Origin of the sequence: Micromonospora sp. ALFpr18c (genome assembly GCF_008868155.1) — a bacterium.
Lineage (GTDB): Bacteria > Actinomycetota > Actinomycetes > Mycobacteriales > Micromonosporaceae > Micromonospora.
In genome coordinates, this window is the sequence record NZ_WBKR01000028.1 from 1 (window position 1) to 23059 (window position 23059).

Below are 23059 nucleotides of genomic sequence, written 5' to 3' on the forward strand. Positions count from 1 at the left end.
GTGCGGGATCTCCGGTACAAGATGATCATGGCGTTGAACGCGGCGGATCTGGGCGACCCGATCTGCGAGCAGGTGGCCGAGATCTGCGCCGAGATCGCCGAGCAGCACTGCGCCGAGTTCGGCCACACGCCTGCGCTGCGTACCGGCGAGATCGCCGAACTGGCCACCGGCGAGCCGGCCCTGACCTGGGCGCCGTCCACCCCCGACGCCGGGCAGCGTGCCTGGTGACCGCCCCCGCCCCGGCGGTCGACGTACGCCGTGCCGACGACCGGTTCGCCACCCGGATCTCCTGGCTCGACTCCAAGCACTCGTTCTCGTTCTCCCGGCACTACGACCCGGCGAACACCCACCACGGCCTGCTGCTGGTCAACAACGACGACGTGGTCCGACCGGGCGCCGGCTTCGAGACCCACCCGCACCAGGACATGGAGATCGTTACCTGGGTGCTGCGGGGCTCGCTGGTGCACCAGGACTCGACCGGCCACTCCGGGGTGATCTACCCGGGTCTGGCGCAGCGGATGAGCGCCGGCACCGGCATCCTGCACTCCGAGAAGAACGACGCCTGGCGGCTCAACAACCAGGAGCCGCACAGCGACCCCGTGCACTTCGTGCAGATGTGGGTGCTCCCCGACGAGCAGGGCGTCGACCCCGGTTACGAGCAACTGGAGATCGAGGACGAGCTGCTCCGCGGCGGCCTGGTGCCGATCGCCTCCGGAATGGACCGCTACGACGGCGCGTCGGCGATCCGGATCCGCAACCGCTACGCGACCCTGCACGCCGCCCGGCTCGTCCCCGGCGACGAGGTCACCATCCCGGACGCGCCCTTCGTGCACCTGTACGTGCCCGACGGCACGGTCACCCTGGAGGACAGCGGCCCACTCGCCACCGGCGACGCCGCCCGGCTCACCATGACGGGCGGACGACGGGTCACCGCCGACGAACCGGCCGAGATCCTCGTCTGGGAGATGCACGCCACCGTCGCGTGACCGGTGACAGCTCGCACCTGCGTCTCCCGTGATCACGCTCGAACATGGATGTAGTGGCCTCCCCGGATACGGAGGCCACTACATCCTGGATCGAGCACGATCTTGCGGGCACCCGCGCGGGCGCGCGGGCCGCGAGGCGCGCGGGCGTGGAGCGCCCGCGCGCCGTTGCGCCTACGCGGGGGACTCGGTGCGGTCGCCGGCCCAGGTGGTGTGGAACGAACCCGCGCGGTCGACCCGCTGGTAGGTGTGCGCGCCGAAGTTGTCCCGCAGACCCTGGATCAGCGCGGCGGGCAGCCGCTCCGCGCGCAGCGCGTCGAAGTACGCCAGCGACGACGAGAAGGCGGGCGTCGGCACCCCGGCCCGCGCCGCGTCGGCCACGACCCGCCGCCAGCTCGGCACGCCGGCGCCGACCGCCTCGGCGAAGTACGGTGCCACCAGCAGCGTCGGCAGGTCCGGCTGCTCGTCGTACGCCTCGCGGATCCGGTTCAGGAAGCGCGCCCGGATGATGCAGCCGCCCCGCCAGATCGTCGCCGTGCCGCCGAGGTCGATGTCCCAGTCGTACTCCTGGCTGCCGGCGCGAATGTGGTCGAAGCCCTGCGCGTACGCGACGATCTTGGAAGCGAGCAGCGCCCGGCGGACGTCCTCGACGAACGCGTCCCGGTCGGCGACCTGCCACTTCTCACCGGCGTCCGGGAACGCCCGGCGTGCCGCCTCGCGCTGGTCGACGTGCCCGGACAGCGAGCGGGCGAAGGTCGCCTCGGCGATCCCGGTGATCGGGATGCCCAGGTCGAGGGCGCTCTGCACGGTCCACCGTCCGGTGCCCTTCTGCTCGGCCCGGTCCTGCACGATGTCGACGAACGCGCGGCCGGTCGCCGCGTCCGTGTGCGCGAGCACGTCGGCGGTGATCTCGATGAGGAACGACTCCAGCTCGCCGTTGTTCCAGTCGCGGAAGATCTCCGCGATCTCCGCCGGCGTCGCGTCCAGACCGGCCCGCAACAGGTCGTACGCCTCGGCGATGAGCTGCATGTCGGCGTACTCGATGCCGTTGTGCACCATCTTCACGAAGTGCCCGGCACCGTCCGGCCCGATGTGCGTGCAGCACGGGACGCCGTCCACGTGGGCGGCGATCTTCTCGAACATCGGCCCGAGCTTGGCGTACGACTCGGCGGAGCCGCCCGGCATGATGCTCGGCCCGAGCAGCGCGCCCTCCTCGCCACCGGAGACGCCGGTGCCGCTGAAGTGCAGGCCCTGCGCGCGCAGCGCCTCCTCACGGCGGCGCGTGTCGGCGAAGTGGGCGTTGCCGCAGTCGACGATGATGTCGCCCTCCTCCAGCAGCGGCACCAGTTCGTCGATCACCGCGTCGGTGGGCGCGCCGGCCTTGACCATCACGATGACCGCGCGGGGCCGTTCCAGTGACGCCACGAAATCGGCCATCGTCTCGCCGGGCACGAACGTGCCCTCGTCGCCGTGCTCGGCGACGAGGCTGCGGGTGCGCTCCGGTGATCGGTTGTGCACCGCCACCGTGAAGCCGTTGCGGGCCAGGTTGCGGGCCAGATTGCGGCCCATCACCGCCAGCCCGGTCACACCGATCTGCGCCGTCGCCTGCTCAGCCATCCGTGCCGCCACCCTTCGTCGCCACTATTGACTTGAACCTATCGTGACGCGCGCCGATACGGACCAGTGATCGACGTCCCGTTACTCCTGGTAGTTTCGGTGCTGCCGACGGTGGCCCCCGGGGGTCAGCCCTCGGCGAGGCGGGCTTCGATCCGGGCGACCTTTCCGGCGAGCGCATCGGTGACCCCGGGCCGGACGTCGGCCTTGAGCACCACGCTGACCCGGGGTGCCTGCGCGGCCACCACGTCGACCGCCCGCTTCACCACCGCCATCACCTCGTCCCACTCGCCCTCGACGGTGGTGAACATGGCATCGGTCCGGTTGGGCAGGCCGGACTCACGGACCACCCGCACCGCCTCGGCGACCAGGTCGCCCACGGAGTCACCGCCACCGAGCGGGGTGATCGAGAACGCGATCAGCATGTGCCGATCGTGCCAGTAATTCGGGTGCGCGTCCGGCCGGGCGGTGGTTAGGGTTTCGGGCATGCGTAACTGACGCCCCATCTTCCGAGCCGGTCCGCCGCCCCGGCGTCGCGGTCCGTGCGCTCCCGGGCGTCCCGCATCTCCCCGCCGCCGTGACACGGCTGGCGCTGCCCGACCCCGGTGAGCAGTCCCTTCCCCATTCGACCGTCGCGTTTGCGGCGGTCGCCAGCCGATCCGACCGGCCGCCGGAGCGCGGGACCGGCCGTGCCGGTCGGCACCGAAGGAGGCCCGGATGCCCGCCAGGCGTAATCCGAAGAAGTCCCGTACCCCGCAAGCGACACCGCTCGGCATCGACCCGGCGGCCGGCCACGGCCCGCTCCCCACCCTGCCCGTGGAGTCGGCGCTGCCGGTCGAGGTGGGAGCGGCCGGGACGCCGACGCCCGACGTGCCGGTCGTGGTCGACGTGCCCGCGGTGCTCGACGCACCGCCTGCGCTGGACGTGCCCGCGGTGCTGGAAGCACCCGCGGTGCCGGACGTTTCGCCGGTCGACCCCTCGCCGGCCGCGAAAGCGGTGGCACCGAAGGCCGGCCCGCCGCAGACCGGCGGAGCCCGCTCGGCAGGCGGCAAGAGCCAGCGAGCCGGCCAGCCCCGCCGCTACGCCTTCCGCCGCAGCTGACCACCCCGCGGGGCGGGGGGATCAGCTGAGCAGGGGGCGGAAGGTGCCCAGGAGGACGCTTGTTGTCAGGGCTGCTCCGGCGAGCAGGACCGAGCCGGCGATCAGGAGGGCGTCGGCGCGGGTGAAGGACTGCCGGCGGGCCACGGTGCGGGGTGTGCCGGCGTCGAAGCCGCGCGCGTCCATCGCCACCGCGAGCCGGGTGCCCCGACGGATCGCCCCGACCAGCAGCGCGAACGCGGTGGAGGTGAACAGCCGCAGTTTCGCCACCGGGTTGCGTCCGGCGTCGACGCCCCGCGCCCGCCGGGCCATGCTGATCATCTGCCACTCCTGGCCGAGCAGCGGCACCAGCCGGAACGCGGCCAGCGCCCCGATGGCGAACCGCGCGGGTGCCTTCGCGTTCTGGATCAGCGCGTCGGCCAGGTCGGTGGGGTCCGTGGTGGCGAAGACGATCACGCCGGGCAGGGCCACCGCGAACACGCGCAGCACCAGACCGAGTGCGGTGAGCAGCACACCGGTGCTCACCAGCACCGGCCCCGCGTCCAGCAGTACCCGGCCGGAGCGGTCGGCGGCGAACAGCACCAGGGTGACGAGGATGCCGGCGGCGCTGAGCAGTAGCGGCAGGGCGCGCCGGGCCAGCACCCGGTAGCGGATGCCGAACAGCGGCAGCAGCGCGAGTTCGAGTGCGATGGCGATCGCCGGGGCGACCGGGTCCAGAGTGGCCAGCAGGATGAACGAGAAGGCCAGCGCGGCGGCGACCTTCGCCACCGGGTTGCGGCGGGCCAGGGGCGCGCCGGGCGCGGCGACCGGCTCGATACTGATCATCGGCTGCCGGCCGGGGCCCGCTGGAGGGTGACGGTGCGGTCGGCGAGCGCGGCGACGAAGTCCGCGTCGTGGGTGACCGCGACGATGCCGTGCCCGGCGTCGCGGAGGTCGGCGAACAGGTCGACCAGTTCCCGCCAGGTCCGCCGGTCCTGGCCGAAGGTGGGTTCGTCGCAGATCAGCAGGCGGGGCGCGGTGGCCAGGGCGGTCGCCACGCTCAGCCGCCGCGCTTCCCCACCCGAGAGGGTGTACGGGTTGGCTGCCGCGAGCCGTGCCAGTCGTAGCCGCTCCAGCAGCGCGGCCACGGTGTCCTTGACGGCTGCCTCGGTCTGGCCGGTGCGGCGCGGGCCGAGGGCCAGTTCGTCGAAGACGGTGCCGGTGACGAACTGGTGCTCCGGGTCCTGAAAGACCGACCCGATGCGCCGGGCCAGCGCGGGCGCACGCCAGCGGTGCGGGGGAGTGCGGTGATCCGGCCCGGCCAGCTCGGCGGAGGCGGTGACCCGGCCGGTGCCCGGTCGCAGCAGCCCGCCGAGCAGTAGGGCCAGGGTGGACTTGCCGGCGCCGTTGGGACCTCGTACGGCGAGTGCCTCGCCGGCGCGTACCGCGAGGTCGGTGGGGCCCAGCCGGGGCGGCAGGCCGAGCCGTTCGGCGGTGATCAGCAGGTCCCCGGCGGCGGCGGTGGCCGGCCGGGGCGTGATGGGGTGACCGGGCACCCACACGCCCTGGGCGGCGAGGGCGGCACCGTGCGCGGCGAAGACCGCCTCGGGTGGCCCGTCGGCGCGGACCCCGCCGCCGGGTTCCAGGACGACCACCCGGTCGACCAGCGGCAGCGCCTCGGCGACCCGGTGCTCGACCAGGATCAGCGTGGTGTCGGCGTCCAGGGCGCCGGCCACCGCCTGCCGGACCAGGTCCGCGCCGGCCGGGTCGAGGTTGGCGGTCGGCTCGTCGAGCAGCAGCAGGCCGGGCCGCAGGGCCAGCGCGCCGGCCAGGGCGAGACGTTGCTGTTCCCCGCCGGAGAGCGCCGCCGTGTTGCGGTCCCGGGGGTACGGGAAGCCGACCCGGCGCAGCGCCTCGTCGACGCGGGGCCAGATCTCGCCGGTCGGTACGCCCCGGTTCTCCAGCCCGAACGCGACGTCGTCGCCGCTGCGGGCCATCACCAGTTGCGTCTCCGGGTCCTGGAAGACGATGCCGACCCGTTCCCGGCCCTTGCGCGGGTCGAGCCCGTCGATCTCGACGGTGCCCTCCTGCTCGCCGGAGTCCTCCGGCAGCAGCCCGGCGAGCGCGCTGAGCAGGGTGCTCTTTCCGGCCCCCGAGGGACCGAGCAGGAGAACCCGCTCGCCGTCCTCAACCCGCAGGTCAACCCCGCGCAGAGCCCACGCCCGCCGCCCGGCGTGCCGCCACCCGAACCCGCGCAGCAGTACCCCGCCCACCACACCCACCCCCTTCCGACCCGGGCTCCACCCTGCACGGCTGATCATGAGGTTGACGGTGGTTCTGACGATCCATCCACCCGTCAACCTCATGATCGACGCGAGTGGGTGGGGTCAGATGGGGGCTCGGTCCCGGGCCACCGGGAAGCGGTCCAGGACGCCCGTGTTGGCCAGGGCCTTTGTGAGCAGCCAGCCGCCTACGCCGGCGATCACGGTGGCGCTGACGACGGTCAGCAGCGCGTACGGGATGCGGTAGTCGACCAGCGCGTAGTCGACGTTCCAGATGAAGAAGTCGAACAGCGCGGCGCTGAGACCCGTCAACGCGCCGGCCAACACGGCGGTCGGCAGCCGGAACGACCGGTACCGGAAGGCGGCGAACGCCAGTTCGGCGCCGAGGCCCTGCACGATGCCCTGCGGGATCACCGTGCCGGCCCACTGGCTGCCCAGCAGCGCGGAGAGCACCGCCGCCACCGTCTCGCAGTAGAGGGCGGCGCCGGGCTTGCGGATGACCAGGCCGCCGATGACGGCCGGCATCAGCCACACGCCGTAGAGCAGGGTCTGCGCCGGTGGGAAGAAGGCGAACGCCCCCTCGGTGGCGCTCCAGACCAGGCCCCAGGCCCAGAAGATGACGCCGAAGGCCACCGCGATCACCGAGGCGACCACGATGTCGATGGTGCGCCAACGGTTGGTGGTGTTGTCCATGCTGTGCTCCCAGTTCAAGGAAAAGAACCAGGAGAAGACGCACGCCGCGCCCGGTGGCACCGGACGACGGCGCGGCTGGAGGTCGACCGAACTCCCTGCGCTGGCATTACCCAGATCAGGTTCGAGGGTCTGCGGGCGTGCCCGCACTCTCAGCGCTGTGCGCTCCCCTGTCGGATGTGAAGTTGTCTCGCTGACGCTAGCACCGACCAGGGGTGCCAGCCCAGCAGGGCGTCCGCCCCACCTCGGCGTCCGGCCCGGCGGAAGCCGGCTGGGTAGGCTGACGATCATGCGGGTCGACGCACGAGGTCTCATGTTCGAGGTACGCGCCGGTGGGCCGCCGGACGGCGAGGCCGTCCTGTTGCTGCACGGCTTCCCCCAGCACAGCGGCGAATGGGACGACGTCGTCCCCGCGCTGCACGCGGCCGGGCTGCGCACGTACGCGCTGGATCAGCGCGGCTACTCGCCCGACGCCCGACCGGCGGCGGTGGACGCGTACCGGATCCCGGAACTGGTCGCCGACGTGGTGGCGGTGCTCGACGCGCTCGGCCTGGACGCCGTCCACCTGGTCGGCCATGACTGGGGCGCGGTGGTGGCCTGGGCGGTGGCGGCCGCGCACCCCGAGCGGGTCCGCACGCTCACGGCGGTGTCGGTGCCGCATCCCGCGGCCATGGCGCACGCCCTCGCCACCGACACCGAGCAGAAGGCGCGCTCGTCGTACATGGCGTTGTTCCGCAAGCCGGGCACGGCCGAGAGGGTGCTGCTGGCCTTCCACGCCGCGGCCCTGCGCAAGATGCTCGGCAGCGTGGGTGACGCGTCCCGGGTAGCCCGCTACGCGGACCCGATGCGTGAGCCGGGCGCGCTCACCGCCGCCCTGAACTGGTACCGGGCGATGTCCCGATCCGACCTGGCCGGCGTCGGCCCGGTCGAGGTGCCCACCACGTACGTGTGGAGCGACCGGGACGTCGCGATCGGCCGCACCGCCGCCGAGGCGTGCGCCGCCAACGTCACCGGCGACTACCGCTTCGTGGCGTTGCCCGGGGTGAGTCACTGGATCCCGGACACCGCGCCCGGGCCGCTCGCCGAGGCGATCCTGGCCCGGGCCACCGCAACGGCCTGAGCCGGGCGGTCGACATCGGGATGTGGCGGGTCGATGCGCCGGCGGGCGGCGGTCGACCTCGCGTGCACTGGCTGGCCCGCAATCGGACGACGGAGGACGCATGACGGTGAGTGCCGAGGACTACCTGGCCGTGGTGACCGAGACGATCGGGCGGGTGGCCGCCAGTCAGCGCGAGGCGGTGGGGCGGGCCGCCGACCTGATCGCCGACGCGGTCCGTGCCGACGGGGTGGTGCACGCGTTCGGTACCGGCCACTCGGAGGCCCTCGCCATGGAGATCGCCGGGCGGGCGGGTGGCCTGGTGCCGACCAACCGGATCGCGCTGCGTGACCTGGTGCTGCTCGGCGGCGAACCGGCCGAGCGGCTCGGCCCGCTGCTGGAGCGCGACCCGGAGGTGGCCCACCGGCTCTACGAACTGGCCCCGGTACGGCCCACCGACGTGTTCGTGCTGGCCTCGAACTCGGGGGTCAACGGCGCGATGGTGGAGTTCGCCGCGCTGGTGAAGGAACGCGGGCACGGGCTGGTGGCGATCACCTCCGCGCTGCACTCCGGCCGGATGACCTCCCGGCACCCGTCCGGTCGCAAGCTGGCCGACCTCGCCGACGTGGTGCTCGACAACGGTGCGCCGTACGGCGACGCGACCCTGCCGTTGCCCGGCGGCGGCGCGGTCGGCGCGGTCTCCTCGATCACGGCGGCGCTGCTGGCCCAGCAGGTCACCGTGGAGGTGGTGGCCCGGTTGCTGGCGGCGGGGGAGCGGCCCCCGGTCTACCTGTCGGCGAACATCCCCGACGGTGACGCGCACAACGCGGAGTTGGAGGCCCGGTACGCGGGTCGGATCCGGCGCGGGTCCTGACACACGTCGCCGAGATGAACGGCAGGTGTCGTGAACCTGTTTCACGCTCGGCCGGGTGGGGCATTGGCGTTGCTGCCGGCGGCCGGGACCGCCGGCAGTAGCGTCTCACCGGAGGTAGCGCGTGTCGAAGGAGACCGAGAAGCAGCGCTGGCAGCGCAACTTCGCCGACCTGTTGCAGGAGTTGCGGGTCGCCCAGACCGGCGTGCAGATCCTCTTCGCATTCCTGCTCACGCTGCCGTTCAGCAACGGCTTCACCCAGACCACCGAGTTCCAGCGCGACGTCTACATCGTGGCGCTGCTCGCCGCGGCCGCCGCCACCGCGATGATCATCTCGCCGGTCGCGTTCCACCGGGCGCTGTTCCGTCAGGGGCGTAAGCCGGAGTTGGTCCGCTTCGCCCACCGGATGGCCACCGGCGGCCTGGCCTTCATGCTGATCGCGATGGTCAGCGCCGTCCTGCTGATCACCGACTTCGTGCTGGACCGGCCGATCGCCTTCGTGCTCAGTGCCCTGACCGGGCTCTGGTTCCTCACGTTCTGGGTGATGCTGCCGTTCGCCCGCCGCAGCTGGGGTGAGGACGACATCGACGACGAGGACGACGACCCGGACACTCTCAGCGGTCGCTGATCGGGCCGATCTTCACGCAGCGCTACCCCTGGGTAACAACCGGGGGTAGCGTGGCGGTAGTCGCGCACGTCGACGCAGCCGCACCGAGTTCGAGGGGGCAGCCGTGACCACGACGCAGGACGGCCGACCGGCACCGGACGGCCCTGACGCCGAAACCACGCCCGGCACCGCCGGTGCCGCCGCGCCACTTCCGGCCGAGGCCGGGCAGGTCTCGGAGAAGGAGGCCCGGCAGGTCGCGGAGGCCGCCCGCGAGTCCACCTGGGACCGGCCCAGCTTCGGCAAGGAGCTGTTCCTCGGCCGGTTCCGGCTCGACCTCATCGACCCGTGGCCCCGCTCCGACCCGGACGACGTGGCACGCGCCGAGGAGTTCCTCGCTCGGTTCCGCGCCTTTCTCACCTCCGAGGTGGACGGTGCCGCCATCGAGCGGGACGCGTCCATCCCGGACACCGTGTTCCACGGCCTGGCCGACCTCGGCGCGTTCGGCATGAAGATCGACCGTAGGTACGGCGGTCTGGGGCTGAGCAACCTGCACTACTGCCGGGCACTCATGCTGGCCGGCTCGGTCAGCCCGGCCATCGGCGCGCTGCTCTCCGCACACCAGTCGATCGGCGTGCCGCAGCCGTTGAAGATGTTCGGCACCGCCGAGCAGAAGCAGCGGTTCCTGCCCCGGCTCGCCGCCGGCGAGGTGTCCGCGTTCCTGCTCACCGAGCCGGACGTCGGCTCCGACCCGGCCCGGCTGGCCACCATCGCCGAGCCGACCGAGGACGGCACCGGCTACCGGCTCAACGGGGTGAAACTCTGGGCCACCAACGGCATCGTCGCCACCCTGCTGGTGGTGATGGCCCGGGTGCCGGCCGGCGAGGGCCGGCGCGGCGGAATCACCGCGTTCGTGGTGGACGGCGACAGCGCCGGCATCACCGTGGAACGGCGCAACGAGTTCGTCGGCCTGCGCGGCCTGGAAAACAGCCTCACCCGGTTCCACGACGTGTTCGTGCCCGCCGAGAACGTCATCGGCGGCGAGGGCAAGGGCCTCAAGATCGCGCTGACCACGTTGAACACCGGCCGGCTGTCGCTGCCGGCGATGTGCGTGGGCGCCGGCAAGTGGGCGTTGAACGTGGCCCGCGAGTGGGCCGCCGACCGGGTCCAGTGGGGTCGGCCGGTGGGCGAGCACGAGGCGGTCGCGCAGAAGCTCTCCTTCATCGCCGCCACCACGTACGGCATGGAGACCATGCTCGACCTGTGCTGCCTGCTCGCCGACGACGACCGCAACGACATCCGCATCGAGGCGGCGCTGGTCAAGCTGTACGCCAGCGAGATGGCCTGGAAGATCGCCGACGAGCTGATCCAGATCCGGGGCGGGCGCGGGTACGAGACGGCCGACTCGCTGGCCGCCCGCGGCGAACGCCCGGCCGCCGTCGAGCAGATGCTGCGTGACCTGCGGATCAACCGGATCTTCGAGGGCTCCACCGAGATCATGCACCTGCTGATCGCCCGGGAGGCCGTCGACGCCCACCTGTCGGTGGCCGGCGACATCATCGACCCGGACGCGGGGCTCGGCCGCAAGGCCCGCGCCGGTGCCTTCTACGCGAAGTGGCTGCCCACCCTGGCCGTCGGCCGAGGCCAGAGCCCGTCGGCGTACGCCGAGTTCGGGCCACTGGCCGCCCACCTGCGCCAGGTGGAACGGTCGTCGCGCAAGCTGGCCCGGTCGACGTTCTACGCGATGTCCCGCTGGCAGGGAAAGATGGAGCGCAAGCAGGCGTTCCTCGGCCGTGTCGTGGACATCGGCGCGGAGCTGTTCGCGATGTCCGCGGTCTGCGTCCGGGCGTCCGCCGAGCGGGACAGCCGTCCGGAGAACGTCGAGCTGGCCGACCTGTTCTGCCGGCAGGCGCGGGTACGGGTGGACGCGCTGTTCAACGCCCTGTGGGACAACACCGACTCGGTCGACACCGCCGCCGCGAAGCGGATCCTCGCCGGCCGCTACGCCGGCCTGGAGGACGGCGTCATCACCCCGTCCGACGAGCTGCCCTGGGTGGCCCGCTGGTCGCCCGGCCCGTCCACCGCCGAGGACGTCCGCCGTCGCATCCCGCCGAAGCCGTAACGCGCGCTGCTTATCGCGCTGCCCGCTGCTAGCTGCCCGCTGCCGCGCAGAGCCGAGAGCGGTCAGCGGTCAGCGGGCGACCGCCCAGGCCAGCACCGCCGCCAGGATCAGGCCGTTGAGCACCGCCAGACCCAGGTACGCCGCGGGCGGAATCTTCCTGCCCCGGCGGACGAAGGAGACCAGGACGGCGGCGTACACGAGCAGCAGGACGGCGATGACGACCAGGAAGTAGAACACCCGAAGACCTTAACGGCACCATCGCCGCAGGTCGGCTGCGGCAGGCGGGGATGGCGTGGATCGCCGCCGGGGCGGCCGTCCGGGCCCTTCCGAAGAGCGCCGCCGACGTACGTCCGGCGGTATGGCCGGCCTCAGCGGCCTCTGCCGCGCAGGCCCAGCTGGCGCAGTTCAAGTGCGGCCAGGGCGTCGACGGTCTCGTCGTCGCGGCGCCGCCACGCCTCGGCGACGTCGGGCGCGATCCGGGTCAGCCGGCCCAGCGGCTGGGTGGCCAGCGCGCGCAGGGCGAGCAGATCCCGCCCGGCCGGCCCGGCGGCGAGCTTCGCGGCCGATCCGGCCCGGCGCATCCAGCGCACCCGCAGGGGCAGCCACCCGAACAGCACCAGACCGAGCGGGAAGATCAACACCGCGATGGTGAGGGCGAGGGCGAGCTGGTCGACGAAGTGTTGCTGGTCGCGGCCGGCGTCGGCGAGCCCCCGGGCGGCGTCGGCGGCCCGCTGGAAGGGCGCGGTCAACTCGTCGCCGACTAGCGGCACCCGGCGGACCTTGCTGCCGGCGTCGCCCAGGTTGTCGGCGAGTCCGCTGCCGGCGCCCTCCAACTTCTGCCCCGGCACGGCGAGCTTCTCCACCAGGTCGTGCAGCCAGAGCGCGCCGCGGATCGCCACGTACACCCAGGCGACGACGAGCAGGTCGGTGAGCAACTGGCGGGCGGCGGTCGGAAACCGATCGGCATAGATTTTCACGCCGGACAGCGTGCCACGAACGCCTTCGGCCCGACACCCGTCGAATCAGCGCTCGGGACGACACAAACCATGATCACTTTGTCGCCAGTAGTTGCCAGCGGGCTCGAAGAACTGCTGACGACAAAGTGATCATGACGGTGCCGCTCGGCGGCCAGGTGTCAGCGGACGCAGGCCGGGCAGGTGCCGAAGATCTCCATCGTGTGGCTGACATCGGCGTACCCGTGTTGGGCGGCGACCCGGTCGGCCCAGCTCTCCACCGCCGGGCCGGCCACCTCGACGGTGCGGCCACAGGCCCGGCAGACGAGGTGGTGGTGGTGGCCCTCGCTGCACCGGCGGTAGAGGTGCTCGCCGCCCGGCGGGCGCATGACGTCGATCTCGCCCGCGTCCGCCAACCCCTGCAGGGTGCGGTAGACGGTGGTCAGGCCGACCCGCTCACCGCGCTGGCGCAGCATCGCGTGCAGGTCCTGAGCGCTGTGGAAGCCCTCCATCTCGCCCAGCAACGCGCTCACCGCCGAGCGCTGTCGGGTGTTGCGCACCGCGGCGCTGCCCTCGCTCATGATCCCTCCCCGGCGTGGCTGACCGCGTCCGCCACGATGTGCGCGACGTGCTCGTCGACAAGGGTGTACGCGATCTCCCGACCTCTGCGGGAGCCCCGGACGACGCCCGCCCCGCGCAGCACCCGCAGGTGCTGGGAGACCAGCGGTTGCGCGGCACCCAGCTTCTCCACCAACTCGTGCACACACCGCTCACCGTCGGCCAGCTCGCTCACGATGGCCAGCCGGATGGGCGCCGACAGGGCGCGGAGCAGCTCGCTGGCCCCGTCGAACCCGTCGTACCCCGTGGTGCTGGTCATCGTGCAACGGTAACCAATACCGCCGGCCTTTCGCTGATCAGGATGAGCCCAGCACCACCTCGTGCGGCTCCGCCGTCGGCGCGGCGGCCGGCGTCGCCCGGCGACGCAGCCGCCGCCAGACCCCGGCCGCCACCGCCACCACCAGGAAGGAGGCGATCGCCAGCAGCACCACCGAGGCGCCCGGGGCGGTGTCCGCGGTGGCCGCCACCCACACGCCAGTGCCGGCGGCGAACAACCCGAGCGCCATCGCGGCGGTCATCGTGCTGCGGAAGCCCCGGGTGACCTGCTGGGCGGTGGCCACCGGCACCACCATCAGCGCGCTGATCAGCAGCACACCGACGGCGCGCATCGCGATGGTGACGGTGATCGCGGTGGTGACCGCGATCAGCAGGTTGAGCGTGCGCACCGGCAGTCCGGAGACCCGCGCGTACTCCTCGTCGTGGCTGATCGCGAAGAGCGCCGGACGCAACGCGATCATGGCGACCAGGATCGCCGTGCCGAGCACCGCGATGGTGATCAGGTCGCCCGGGAAGATGGTGATCAGTGACCCGAACAGGTAGGCGTTCAGGGTGGCGCTGGTCGCGTCGGAGAGGCCGACCAGCATTACGCCGCCGGCGATGCCGCCGTAGAAGAGCAGCGCCAGGGCCAGGTCGCCGGAGGTACGCCCACGGGCACGGACCACCTCGATGGCGATCGCGCCGGCGGTGGCCACGATCACCGCCACCAGCACCGGGGAGCGGTTGAGCAGCAGCCCGGCGCCGACACCGGTCAACGCCACGTGCCCGATCCCGTCGCCGATCAGCGCGAGGCGACGCTGCACCAGGTAGATGCCGAGCGCCGGCGCGGCCAGGCCGATCACCAACGCGGCGATCAGGGCCCGCTGCATGTACGGGTACTGGAAGAGTTCCATGCTCAGTTGCTCCACAGCCCGGCGGGCTCGTCGGGACCGTGCGGATGCACGTGGTCGTGGTCGGGCTCCGCGTGATGGCCGGCCGGGTCCGGCACCGCGCCGTCGTGGCAGACACCACCCTGGTGTACGACGACACAACGGGTGATCACCGGCCGCAGCGGACCCAGTTCGTGTGCCACCAGGAGCACCGTCCCGCCGCCGGCGACGAAGTCGCGCAGCGCGCTCGCGAACGCCTCCTGGCTGGCCGCGTCCACCCCGGCGGTGGGTTCGTCGAGGACGAGCAGTTCCGGCTGACCGGCCAGCGCGCGGGCGATCAGGGTGCGCTGCTGCTGGCCGCCGGAGAGGGTGGCGACCGGGTCGGCGGCCCGGTCGGCGAGCCCGACGGCGCGCAGCGCGGCGTCGACGGCGGCCCGGTCGGCTCGGCCCGGCGGGCGGAGCACCCCTCGGCGGGCCAACCGGCCGGAGGCCACCACCTCGCGGACGGTGGCCGGTACGCCGCCGCCGGCGCCCAGGCGTTGCGGGACGTACCCGATCCGCTCCCACTGCCGGAACCGGCGCAACGGGCGGTCGAAGAGGGTGACCGAGCCGGCGCTGAGCGGCACCAGCCCCAGCACGGCGCGGATCAGCGTGGACTTGCCGGAGCCGTTGGCGCCGAGCAGCGCGACCACCTCGCCGGCGGACACGGTGAGCGAGATATCCCGGAGCACGGGACGGCCGTCGTAGCCGACCGTCGCGTGCCGCACGGCGATGACAGGTGTGGTCACGAGCAGCTCAAGGCCGTCCGCAGTGCCTGCAGGTTCGTACGCATCACCGAAACGTAGTCCCCGTTGCTGCCCGCTGCGAGCCCTTCGATCGGGTCCAGCACCGCGGTCTTCGCGCCCACCTGACCGGCGATGGTCTCGGCGACCTTCGGGCTGACCAGCGTCTCGAAGAAGATCGTGCTGGTCTTGTGCTCCTTCGCCTCCTCGATGACCTGTGCGAGCCGCTGCGGGGAGGGCTCGACGTCCGGGCTCAGGCCGGTGATGCCGACCTGGTCGAGCCGGTACCGGTCGGCGAGGTAACCGAACGCGGCGTGGCTGGTGACGATCTCCCGCCGCTGGCAGGTCGCCAGGCCCTGGGTGAACTCGCCGTCCAGGGCCGTCAGGTCGGCGCGTAGCGCCGTGGCGCGCGAGGTGTAGTCGCCGGCGTGGCCCGGGTCGGCCTTGCCGAGCCGCTGGGCGAGCTGGTCACCGATGGCGGCCAGCCGGGTCGGGTCGAGCCAGACGTGCGGGTCCTTGCCCCCGGCGTTCTCCGCCTCGGCGTGCTCACCCTCGTGGTTGTGGCCGCCGGCGGTCGCGTCCAGCAGCGGTTGCACGCTCGTCACGTCGAACGTCCGGTCGCCGCCGTTCTGCGCGACGGCGTCGTCCACCGCCGGCTGGAAGCCCTTGAGGTAGACGATCAGCTCGGCCTCGGTGACCTGGCCGACCTGGCTCGGGGTGAGTTCCAGGTCGTGCGGCTCGGCGCCGGGCTTGGCGAGGTTGGTCACCCGTACCGCGTCGCCGCCGATCCGTTCGGCGAGGAACTGCAGCGGGTAGAACGCGGCCACCACGTCGACCCGTTGCGGGTCGGCGCCGGCGGGACCGCCGGTGGAGCAGCCGGCCCCGGCGCCCAGGGCGAGCAGGGCGGTCGCGGCGGCCAGGACGCGGGACGTGGTGCGGTTGGTCATGTCGTCAACTGTCCGTGGCAACGATAATGATTGTCAAAAAAGCATGATTGCATGTCAGAGCAGCTTCGCGAGGCCCACCGCCACCAGGAGGGTCAGCATCAGCAGCCGGATCATCCGGGTCTGCGGCGCCTGAACCGGCCAGGTCGTCGCCAACAGGGCGATCAGCACCGCCGCGAGAGCGAGCGTCAGCAGCCCGCCGATCACGCCGGGCGTGAAGAACGCCACCAGCACCACCACCAGGGTGAGCAGGAACACCGACGTCGGGTTCGCCCCGGCCAGACGGGCCAGCAGAGGGCGCTGCGTACGCTGCATGCCACAGACTCTACGAGGAGGAACCCCCGGTGCTGGTGACCAACCGGTTCGTGGTCGACGTCGATGTCGCCGACGACTTCACCGAACGGGCGCACGCCGCCCTCACCGCGCTGGCCGCCTGCCCCGGCTACCTGCGTGGCCAACTGGTCCGGGCGCTCGACGACCCCCGGTACTGGTCCCTGGTCACCGAGTGGGAGTCGGTCGGCACGTACCGGCGGGCACTGGGCGCCTTCGAGGTCAAGGTCAGCGCCGTTCCGTTGCTCGCGCAGTCGGTCGACGAACCGTCCGCGTACGAGGCGCTGGCCACCGCCGCGCCCGGCGGGGCCGTGGTCGTCGCCGAGAGTGATCGGGCTGCGGGTCCTTACCGCTGAGCCGCCGGACACTACGCTGCTCCTATGACCGCACCCGCCCCGCCGCCCGGTCCCGGTGTGGCTCCGCCGTTCGCCGCGCCGCCCACCGAGGGCCGACGGACCCGGCTCTGGATCGGCCTCGGCGTCGGCGCGCTCGCCGTACTCCTCTGCTGTGGCGGTGGCGGCACGGCCGTCGTCGGCCTGGCCGTCAGTGGGGTGCAGGCCGTCCGGGAGCAGGGCCGCACCGTGACCGGCGACTACTACCAGGCGCTGGTCGAGAAGGACTACGGGCGGGCGTACGACCAGCTCTGCGACGACGCGCAGCGGCGCGAGTCGCGCGCCGAGTTCGAACGACGGGCCGCCGCCGAGCCCCAGGTGGCAGCCTTCCGGGTGGGTGAGGTGGACACCACCAACCTGACCGTCCCGGTCGACGTGACACTCGACGGCGGCGACCGGGAGCAGCAGCAGGTCGATCTGGGCCAGGACGGCCAGACCGGAGGTATGGAGGTCTGCGGGGTGAGCTGACCCGCCCCCGGTATTCTGCTGGGCTTGGGGTGACGGTGGTCGTACCGTTGTCCCGAACCGACCGTTCCATCCACATCTCGCCCCCGCCGACCGCCAGCCGGCGTAGGAGGAAACATGCCAGTCGACCGTATCGACGCCGTCGTCAGTCTCGCCAAGCGCCGAGGCTTCGTCTTCCCCTCCAGCGAGATCTACGGAGGCACCCGATCGGCGTGGGACTACGGCCCGCTCGGCGTGGAACTCAAGGAGAACGTCCGCCGGCAGTGGTGGAAGACCATGGTCCAGCAGCGTGACGACGTGGTCGGTCTCGACTCCGCCGTGATCCTGGCCCGCAAGGTGTGGGAGGCGTCCGGCCACATCGCCGAGTTCGTCGACCCGCTCACCGAGTGCCAGTTCTGCCACAAGCGCTTCCGGGCGGACCACCTGGAGGAGGCGTACGCCGAGAAGCACGGCAAGCCGCTGACCTCGCTCGCCGAGCTGAACTGCCCCAACTGCGGCAACAAGGGCACCTTCACCGAGCCGAAGATGTTCAACGGCCTGATGAAGACCTACCTGGGCCCGGTGGAGAGCGACGAGGGGCTGCACTACCTGCGCCCGGAGACCGCGCAGGGCATCTTCGTCAACTACAAGAACGTCGAGACGGTCGCCCGCAAGAAGCCGCCGTTCGGCATCGCGCAGACCGGCAAGTCGTTCCGCAACGAGATCACCCCGGGCAACTTCATCTTCCGGACCCGCGAGTTCGAGCAGATGGAGATGGAGTTCTTCGTCGAGCCGGGCACCGACGAGCAGTGGCACGAGTACTGGCTCCAAGAACGCTGGAACTGGTATCTCGACCTCGGCCTGTCGGCGGACAACCTGCGGCTCTACGAGCACCCGAAGGAGAAGCTCTCCCACTACTCGAAGCGCACCGTCGACATCGAGTACCGCTTCCAGTTCGGCGGCACCGAGTTCGCCGAGCTGGAGGGTGTCGCCAACCGCACCGACTTCGACCTCTCCACGCACAGCAAGCACTCCGGCGTCGACCTGTCGTACTTCGACCAGACGAAGAGCGAGCGCTGGATGCCGTACGTCATCGAGCCGGCCGCCGGTCTGACCCGCGCGGTGCTCGCGTTCCTGCTGGAGGCGTACGACGAGGATGAGGCGCCGAACACCAAGGGCGGCGTGGACAAGCGCACCGTGATGCGGTTCGACCCGCGGCTGGCCCCGGTGAAGGTGGCGGTGCTGCCGCTGTCCCGCAACGAGGCGCTGTCGCCGAAGGCGAAGGACCTCGCCGCGCTGCTGCGCAAGCGGTGGGTGGTGGAGTTCGACGACTCGCAGGCGATCGGCCGCCGCTACCGCCGGCAGGACGAGATCGGCACCCCGTTCTGCGTGACCGTCGACTTCGACACCCTGGACGACAACGCCGTGACGGTGCGCAACCGGGACACCATGGCCCAGGAGCGGGTGTCCCTGGACCAGGTCGAGCGTTACCTGATCGAGCGCCTCCCCGGCTGCTGAGACGGTGGGCACGGGGCCCCGGCCGACGCGGAAAGCGCCGGTCGGGGCCCCGTACACTTGTGCGGTGACTGCGTCGACCGTGCCCGCGCTGCGCCCGCTGACCCTGGGGCCGCACCAGGTGTGGCCCCCGGTGGTCCTCGCGCCGATGGCGGGGATCACCAACGTCGGGTTCCGCCGGCTCTGCCGGGAGCAGGGCGGCGGCATCTACGTCTGCGAGATGATCACCACCCGGGCGCTGGTCGAGCGGAACCCGAAGACGCTGCGCATGATCGCCTTCGGTGACGACGAGAAGCCGCGCAGCCTCCAGCTCTACGGCACCGATCCGGAGATCACCGCGGCGGCCGTGCGCATCGTCGTGGAACGCAACCTGGCCGACCACATCGACCTCAACTTCGGTTGCCCCGTACCCAAGGTGACCCGACGTGGCGGCGGCGCGGCGCTGCCCTGGCGGCGTCGGCTGTTCGCCCGGCTGGTGAAGGCCGCGGTCGCTGCCGCGTCGCCGGCCGGGGTGCCCGTCACGGTCAAGATGCGCAAGGGCATCGACGAGGACCACCTGACGTACGTCGAAGCCGGGCTCGCCGCCCAGGACGCCGGCGTGGCCGCGGTGGCCCTGCACGGGCGGACGGCCGCGCAGCGCTACTCGGGCACCGCCGACTGGGACGCCATCGCCACCCTGAAGCAGGCCCTCGACGTGCCGGTGCTCGGCAACGGCGACATCTGGGAGGCCGACGACGCGCTGCGGATGGTCGCGCACACCGGCGTCGACGGCGTCGTGATCGGGCGTGGCTGTCTGGGCCGGCCGTGGCTCTTCGCCGACCTGGAGGCCGCGTTCAACGGTCGGCCGGAGCGGCGGCTGCCCACCCTCGGCGAGGTGGCGGTGACCATGCGCCGGCACGCCGAGCTGCTGGTCGACCAGTTCGTGGCGGGCGCGCGCAACCCGGCGCGGGGCGAGCGGGACGGCTGCACCGACTTCCGTAAGCACGTCGCCTGGTACCTCAAGGGCTTTCCCGTCGGCGGTGAGCTGCGCCGCTCGCTGGCAATGATCGAAAGCCTGGCCCAGCTCGACGACCTGCTCGGCAAGCTAGACCCGGCGGAGCCGTTCCCGGTCGCGGCCCTGGGCCAGCCGCGCGGGCGTACCAACTCGCCGGGCAAGGTCTTCCTGCCCGACGGGTGGCTCGCCAGCCGGGACGACGACACCGTCCCCGAGGGTGCCGAGATGGACGACTCCGGCGGCTGAGCCGCTCCGCGACCGGTGAGCGGACGGTGGTGGTCCCGTCCCCGCCCGTGGCCCGCTGCCTGCGGCCGGCAGCCTGATGCCCGCGGTCCGCTGCCTGCGGCCGGCTGACGTTGGCGGCCGCGCCTGATTCGTTGACGACATCAACTCCAGGGACTAGCGAGGTACACCCGCCCCCGGGACATGCCGAAGGGCCGGGCCCCGGTTGGGGTCCGGCCCTTTCGGTGTGTGGGTGTGTGGGTCAGCTGGTGGAGTAGCCGCGGGTGGCGATCCAGTCGGCGAGGTGCTCGACGCTGATCCAGTAGGAGGCGGTGTCGGGGTTGGCCGAGTCGGCGATCTTCACGGTGTTACCACCGTCGCGGTAGCCGACGACGCTGATGTAGTGCCCGCCCTCGAACGAGTGGGTGATGCCGTCGGTGTCGGTGCTGGTGCCGGCGATGTTGGCGACCACGGCCCGTCCGTCGTCGACGGTGGTGACGATGTCGGCGCGCAGCTTGTCGGTCTGTGTGGCGTCGGCGTCCGGGTTGGGGATCTCGACGGAGTGGTAGGCGTCGGGCTTGCCGGTTTCCTTGTTCAGCACGGGGGTGATGTCGTTGATGGAGTTGGTGCCGGCCTCGGTGGTGCCCATTTCCTTGGCCATGTCGTCGACGTTGATGTTCTTGCCCTGTACGGACAGGGCGTTGCGGGTGGCGGCGGGGCCGCAGTAGTAGAAGTTCGGCTGGGCTTCGTAGCGCACGCCCAGCTCCCGCTCACCGCTCTTGCGGTCGCTCTGGGTGTGGGTGCTCGGCGTGGTCTGCGACGCGGCGTAGGCGGCGGTGACGGGGCCGGCGATGGCGCCGCCGGTGAACGCGAGGCCAGCGGCGGTCAGGGCGGTCTTACGGATCAGATCGGTACGCATGATGGCGTGCTCCTCTGCCTGTCGGGGGAATACCGCAACGGCACGCTGGGGGTGCGTGCCGGTGCGGGGGAAGTTCAAGGGGATCTGCCCGGCGACCCACAGGGGGGCCGGCGTCGGGACAGGGTGTAACGGTCCGCAGCGGCGGATCATTCCGCCGGGCCGCCGGGCCGCCGGGCCGCCGGGCCGCCGGGCCGTCGGGCCGTCGGGCCGTCGGGCCTGTGGTGCTTGTGCCGGGGGTGTAACCGGGGCGGCCTGGCCGGTGTTCCCGGCGACCGCCGTGCGCCAGCGACCGTGCAGTCGCGGTGGCGTGCCAGGTATAACGACCCCGGCCCGCCGCCGATTCCGTCGGGCGGGTGGCCTTGACCACGGGACGGTGATGGTCAGACGGGACGATATGCGCGCCGGACATCCCGACAAAACGGACAGGCCGCGTGATCGATTTCGGGTCGGTCATGTCGCGGTCTTCCGATGCCGGGCGGGCGGGGACACCCCGACATCGGCGAAGCCGAGTTGGATCAGGGGCCTATGTCGGGTTGACGTCCTCGCGCGTCGGGGTGCGCTGGGTGGGGACGGTCGGTGCGGACGGCCAGGGGATCTCGGGCGCGCGGTGGAAGGTGACGCCGGCGGTCGTCCAGCGCGGGCCGTGCCCGGCCAGCCGCTCGCGGAAGTCGTCCCAGTCGTGCGTGGCCCGGGGTGACCAACCCAGCTCGGCGATGGCGGGCAGACGGGGCAGCAGCATGAACTCGATCTCGGCGAGCGAGGTGACCGATTCGGTCCAGAGCGGGGCTTCCACGCCGAGTACGGCCGTGGCGGGTACGCCGGCAACGTGTGTGGCGGGATCCCAGTCGTACGCCCTCCGCACGTCGATCAGACCCGCCCAGTCGTGCCCGATCGGGGTGTCCGGGGCGTACTTCATGTCCAGGTAGGCGTGGTTGCCGGGGGAGACGATGAGCCGTGCACCGCGGCGTACCGCCTCGGTCGTCGTCGGGTCATCGCCGCCGTTCGTGCCCCACCACTGCAGGACCCTCCCGTCGACGTGCCCGGCCGGCGCGAGCTGGTGCCAGCCGACGACGGTCTTGCCGAGCCCGGCCACGATGCGCTGCACCCGCTCGACGAAACCGGTGTACACCTCACCCTTGACCTTGAACGCCTCGTCGCCGCCGATGTGCAGCCACCGGCCAGGGCTGAGCGCGGCCACCTCACCGAGCACGTCGGCGATGAAGTCGTACGTCCGCTCGTCGGTCGGGTCGACGTAGCTGAAACCGACCTCGGTGCCGGTGTACGGCGGGGGTGCGACCTTGTCCGGCGCCAGTTCCGGGTACGCGACGAGCGCCGCGTTGGTGTGGCCGGGCAGGTCGATCTCCGGGACGACGGTGATGTGGCGGTCGGCCGCGTAGGCGACGATCCGCTGGTAGTCGGCCTTCGTGTAGGACCCGCCGGGCGCCCCACCGACCGCCGTCGTTGCGCCGACGGTGGTCAGCTTCGGCCGGGAGTCGACCGCGATGCGCCAGCCCTGGTCGTCGGTGAGGTGCAGGTGCAGGTGGTTGAGCTTGTACCGGGCGAGGTGGTCGACGACGCGCAGGACGTCCTCGACGGTGAAGAAGTGCCGTGCCACGTCGAGCATCGCGCCCCGGTACGGGAATCGGGGAGCGTCGGTGATGGTGCCGCCGGGCAACGTCCACCGTTCGCTGACCGGGGTCGGGCTCTCGATCGACGGCGGCAGCAGCTGACGCAGGGTCTGCCCGCCGTAGAAGAGGCCGGTGGCCGTGGCGGCGGTGATGGTGACGCCGGCGCGGGTCACGGCGAGCCGGTACCCCTCGGCGCCCAGACTGTCGTCGCCGACCAGCGTGAGGGTGATGCCCCCGTCCTGCGTCGGTCGGGGTGAATCGGTGACCGGCAGCGGGTATCCGGTGGCCGGGCGCAGCAGGTCGGCGAGGTGCGTGGCGACCGTCAGCGCGGCCGGGTCGGCGCTGGCCACGATGACCGCGTCGGGTGGCAGCAGCCAGTCGTCGGTCGAAGCCGGCTCGACCTGCCGCGGGGCGGGTACGACGTCGGACAGCCGGATCGGAGTCGGTGGGGCGAGCAGATCGCCGGCGGACCGCTCGGCGGCCCGGGCCAGCGCGGCAGCGTCCGGTTCGTGCGACGGCAGCGGCACCGGGCCGGTGGGTCCGGTCGCGCCGGGGGTGAGACCGGGGGAGGGAATGGTCGACACGGCAGCGACTCCGAGGGGTGTATTCGCGTCGGTTATGGCAAAAGTGAGGTTCGCCGGCTGGCGTGCCGTCAAGCGTACGGCGCTGGGCCGGGATGCGTGATCCTGCGCGTGGAAGCGTTCCCAAAAACCGGTACGAACGCGGATAGTCGTGATGGCTGTGCCTATTGTCACCGAACGGTCGCAGCCCACTCGATGTTCGCTTAACCTTCGCCCTGAACCTTCGTTAAGTGTCAATCCCGGCGCGCGTGGG

At 72.0% G+C, this 23059-nt stretch carries 26 protein-coding genes and 1 riboswitch; of the genes, 11 read left to right on the forward strand and 15 right to left on the reverse strand.

The features are described 5' to 3' along the window. Both F8271_RS08225 and F8271_RS08230 read left to right on the forward strand, forming a co-directional pair. On the forward strand, positions 1 to 228 hold a 228-nt coding region (locus F8271_RS08225; protein ID WP_225854261.1), incomplete at its 5' end, for a hypothetical protein. After that, positions 225 to 986 (forward strand): pirin-like bicupin family protein, encoded by a 762-nt coding sequence (locus F8271_RS08230; RefSeq protein WP_151489092.1) that lies wholly within the window; start codon positions 225 to 227, stop codon positions 984 to 986. The genes F8271_RS08225 and F8271_RS08230, both read left to right, overlap by 4 nt. A gap of 171 nt (positions 987 to 1157) precedes the next feature. Here the strand turns inward: F8271_RS08230 and gndA are convergent, their stop codons facing one another. Next, positions 1158 to 2600: an NADP-dependent phosphogluconate dehydrogenase gene (gndA, locus tag F8271_RS08235; protein ID WP_151489093.1), complete on the reverse strand. Its 1443-nt coding sequence runs from the start codon at positions 2598 to 2600 to the stop codon at positions 1158 to 1160. Between the two features lie 125 nt (positions 2601 to 2725). Further along, positions 2726 to 3022, reverse strand: coding sequence for an MTH1187 family thiamine-binding protein (locus F8271_RS08240; RefSeq protein WP_151489094.1), 297 nt, complete (start codon positions 3020 to 3022; stop codon positions 2726 to 2728). 292 nt (positions 3023 to 3314) lie between these two features. Between F8271_RS08240 and F8271_RS08245 the strand changes: the two genes are divergently transcribed. Then, positions 3315 to 3698: a hypothetical protein gene (locus F8271_RS08245; RefSeq protein WP_151489095.1), complete on the forward strand. Its 384-nt coding sequence runs from the start codon at positions 3315 to 3317 to the stop codon at positions 3696 to 3698. A gap of 21 nt (positions 3699 to 3719) precedes the next feature. Here the strand turns inward: F8271_RS08245 and F8271_RS08250 are convergent, their stop codons facing one another. From F8271_RS08250 to F8271_RS08260, 3 genes are all read right to left on the reverse strand, one after another. Then, positions 3720 to 4520 carry an energy-coupling factor transporter transmembrane protein EcfT gene (locus F8271_RS08250; RefSeq protein ID WP_151489096.1) on the reverse strand — a complete coding sequence of 267 codons (801 nt, stop codon included), beginning with the start codon at positions 4518 to 4520 and terminating at the stop codon, positions 3720 to 3722. Next, positions 4517 to 5947, reverse strand: a complete 1431-nt coding sequence (locus F8271_RS08255; RefSeq protein ID WP_151489131.1) for an ABC transporter ATP-binding protein — start codon at positions 5945 to 5947, stop codon at positions 4517 to 4519. The genes F8271_RS08250 and F8271_RS08255 overlap by 4 nt, the downstream gene beginning before the upstream one ends. A 114-nt stretch (positions 5948 to 6061) precedes the next feature. Then, positions 6062 to 6649: an ECF transporter S component gene (locus F8271_RS08260; RefSeq protein ID WP_151489097.1), complete on the reverse strand. Its 588-nt coding sequence runs from the start codon at positions 6647 to 6649 to the stop codon at positions 6062 to 6064. 74 nt (positions 6650 to 6723) lie between these two features. Then, positions 6724 to 6828: riboswitch (TPP riboswitch) on the reverse strand. Positions 6829 to 6935: 107 nt separating this feature from the next. On the opposite strand from F8271_RS08260, the gene F8271_RS08265 reads away from it, so the two are divergent. The 4 genes from F8271_RS08265 (at position 6936) to F8271_RS08280 (ending at position 11339) form a co-directional block, all read left to right on the forward strand. Further along, the gene (locus tag F8271_RS08265; protein WP_151489098.1) at positions 6936 to 7766 is read left to right on the forward strand and encodes an alpha/beta fold hydrolase; all 831 of its coding nucleotides are present in this window, start codon (positions 6936 to 6938) and stop codon (positions 7764 to 7766) included. A 100-nt stretch (positions 7767 to 7866) separates the two neighbouring features. Continuing rightward, positions 7867 to 8616, forward strand: a complete 750-nt coding sequence (locus tag F8271_RS08270) for a sugar isomerase domain-containing protein (protein WP_151489099.1) — start codon at positions 7867 to 7869, stop codon at positions 8614 to 8616. Between the two features lie 121 nt (positions 8617 to 8737). Then, positions 8738 to 9241, forward strand: a complete 504-nt coding sequence (locus F8271_RS08275; RefSeq protein ID WP_151489100.1) for a DUF6328 family protein — start codon at positions 8738 to 8740, stop codon at positions 9239 to 9241. Between the two features lie 103 nt (positions 9242 to 9344). Beyond that, a complete protein-coding gene (locus F8271_RS08280) occupies positions 9345 to 11339 on the forward strand; it encodes an acyl-CoA dehydrogenase family protein (protein WP_151489101.1) in 1995 nt (664 codons plus the stop codon). Between the two features lie 69 nt (positions 11340 to 11408). Here F8271_RS08280 and F8271_RS32250 read toward each other — a convergent pair whose 3' ends face one another. The 8 genes from F8271_RS32250 to F8271_RS08315 form a co-directional block, all read right to left on the reverse strand. Further along, the gene (locus F8271_RS32250) at positions 11409 to 11576 is read right to left on the reverse strand and encodes a hypothetical protein (protein ID WP_192580195.1); all 168 of its coding nucleotides are present in this window, start codon (positions 11574 to 11576) and stop codon (positions 11409 to 11411) included. A gap of 131 nt (positions 11577 to 11707) precedes the next feature. After that, positions 11708 to 12316, reverse strand: coding sequence for a hypothetical protein (locus F8271_RS08285; protein WP_151489102.1), 609 nt, complete (start codon positions 12314 to 12316; stop codon positions 11708 to 11710). 158 nt (positions 12317 to 12474) lie between these two features. After that, on the reverse strand, positions 12475 to 12873 hold the full coding sequence (locus F8271_RS08290; RefSeq protein WP_151489103.1) for a Fur family transcriptional regulator: 399 nt from the start codon (positions 12871 to 12873) through the stop codon (positions 12475 to 12477). Next, entirely contained in the window at positions 12870 to 13169 is a 300-nt protein-coding gene (locus tag F8271_RS08295; RefSeq protein WP_151489104.1) for a metalloregulator ArsR/SmtB family transcription factor, read from the reverse strand. The genes F8271_RS08290 and F8271_RS08295 overlap by 4 nt, the downstream gene beginning before the upstream one ends. A 37-nt stretch (positions 13170 to 13206) precedes the next feature. After that, positions 13207 to 14079, reverse strand: coding sequence for a metal ABC transporter permease (locus tag F8271_RS08300; RefSeq protein ID WP_151489105.1), 873 nt, complete (start codon positions 14077 to 14079; stop codon positions 13207 to 13209). A gap of 2 nt (positions 14080 to 14081) precedes the next feature. Beyond that, on the reverse strand, positions 14082 to 14843 hold the full coding sequence (locus tag F8271_RS08305) for a metal ABC transporter ATP-binding protein (RefSeq protein WP_151489106.1): 762 nt from the start codon (positions 14841 to 14843) through the stop codon (positions 14082 to 14084). Further along, complete coding sequence (locus F8271_RS08310; RefSeq protein WP_151489107.1) at positions 14840 to 15784, reverse strand: metal ABC transporter substrate-binding protein; 945 nt, start codon at positions 15782 to 15784, stop codon at positions 14840 to 14842. Before F8271_RS08310 ends, F8271_RS08305 begins: the two co-directional genes overlap by 4 nt. A gap of 54 nt (positions 15785 to 15838) precedes the next feature. Next, positions 15839 to 16096, reverse strand: coding sequence for a hypothetical protein (locus F8271_RS08315; RefSeq protein ID WP_151489108.1), 258 nt, complete (start codon positions 16094 to 16096; stop codon positions 15839 to 15841). A gap of 29 nt (positions 16097 to 16125) precedes the next feature. Between F8271_RS08315 and F8271_RS08320 the strand changes: the two genes are divergently transcribed. The 4 genes from F8271_RS08320 (at position 16126) to dusB (ending at position 19702) form a co-directional block, all read left to right on the forward strand. After that, positions 16126 to 16467, forward strand: a complete 342-nt coding sequence (locus F8271_RS08320) for an antibiotic biosynthesis monooxygenase (protein ID WP_151489109.1) — start codon at positions 16126 to 16128, stop codon at positions 16465 to 16467. A gap of 24 nt (positions 16468 to 16491) precedes the next feature. Further along, the gene (locus F8271_RS08325) at positions 16492 to 16971 is read left to right on the forward strand and encodes a hypothetical protein (RefSeq protein WP_151489110.1); all 480 of its coding nucleotides are present in this window, start codon (positions 16492 to 16494) and stop codon (positions 16969 to 16971) included. Positions 16972 to 17085: 114 nt separating this feature from the next. Then, the gene (locus F8271_RS08330) at positions 17086 to 18465 is read left to right on the forward strand and encodes a glycine--tRNA ligase (protein ID WP_151489111.1); all 1380 of its coding nucleotides are present in this window, start codon (positions 17086 to 17088) and stop codon (positions 18463 to 18465) included. Between the two features lie 64 nt (positions 18466 to 18529). Next, a complete protein-coding gene (gene dusB / locus F8271_RS08335; protein WP_151489112.1) occupies positions 18530 to 19702 on the forward strand; it encodes a tRNA dihydrouridine synthase DusB in 1173 nt (390 codons plus the stop codon). Positions 19703 to 19940: 238 nt separating this feature from the next. On the opposite strand, the gene F8271_RS08340 is transcribed toward dusB, so the two are convergent. Together F8271_RS08340 and F8271_RS08345 are read right to left on the reverse strand one after the other, a co-directional pair. Further along, positions 19941 to 20597: a C39 family peptidase gene (locus F8271_RS08340; RefSeq protein WP_151489113.1), complete on the reverse strand. Its 657-nt coding sequence runs from the start codon at positions 20595 to 20597 to the stop codon at positions 19941 to 19943. A gap of 523 nt (positions 20598 to 21120) precedes the next feature. Continuing rightward, entirely contained in the window at positions 21121 to 22809 is a 1689-nt protein-coding gene (locus tag F8271_RS08345; protein ID WP_370461883.1) for a beta-N-acetylhexosaminidase, read from the reverse strand. Positions 22810 to 23059: the final 250 nt, after the last annotated feature.